Source organism: Vibrio sp. 1641, from assembly GCF_033339995.1.
Classification (GTDB): domain Bacteria; phylum Pseudomonadota; class Gammaproteobacteria; order Enterobacterales; family Vibrionaceae; genus Vibrio; species Vibrio alginolyticus.
In genome coordinates this window covers 1-544 of sequence record NZ_JAWOVP010000442.1, presented here as the reverse complement: position 1 = coordinate 544, position 544 = coordinate 1, and the positions used below count along the sequence as shown (strand labels likewise).

The 544-nt window shown below is 46.9% G+C and carries 1 protein-coding gene; it reads right to left on the bottom strand.

Features of this window, described 5'->3' with window-relative positions; all coding sequences use genetic code 11:
* Positions 1 to 544 (bottom strand): tetratricopeptide repeat protein (locus R7Z47_RS26465; RefSeq protein ID WP_318130976.1); only part of this gene is annotated, 544 nt, incomplete at both ends.

The window sequence follows — 544 nt, the reverse complement described above, 5'->3', positions numbered from 1 at the left end:
ATCCGGAGAAACCACTTCACCCATTTGTTTGCGTGCATGGTCGATACTGCGTGAAAGGCTTTCGTATCGGCTATCGTCAGGACCGATCATCTGCTGCATGATGCCCCAGTATTTAATTGCTGCTGGGTAGTCTTTACGTTCAAATGCATCAAATGCGAGCAATGAGAACACGCGTAAATCCACGTAATCTTGTTGCATGAGCTTACCAAGTAAAGAACGAGCCGTTGCTTGGTCCATCTCGTCTTGAGAAAGCATTAGCGCCTGAGCGTAACCTAACATGACGTCAAGATCTTTTGGCTCAAGAGCATACGACTTTTTCATAGAATCGATGGCTGTCGTCACATCGCGGTTCGCTAATGCAATACGACCGAGTAGCAACCAACCGGTTGAATCTTCTGGTTGATAATGCAGGCGCGTGCGCAGTGCCAACGTTAAATCAGCCATTTCATCATCGCTCAGAGGTTCAGAAGACGACGACATCAGCTTCTTAGAAAGCTCTGGCAAGTTAGACGTAACCTCTTGCCATTTCACAACATCTTGAGAT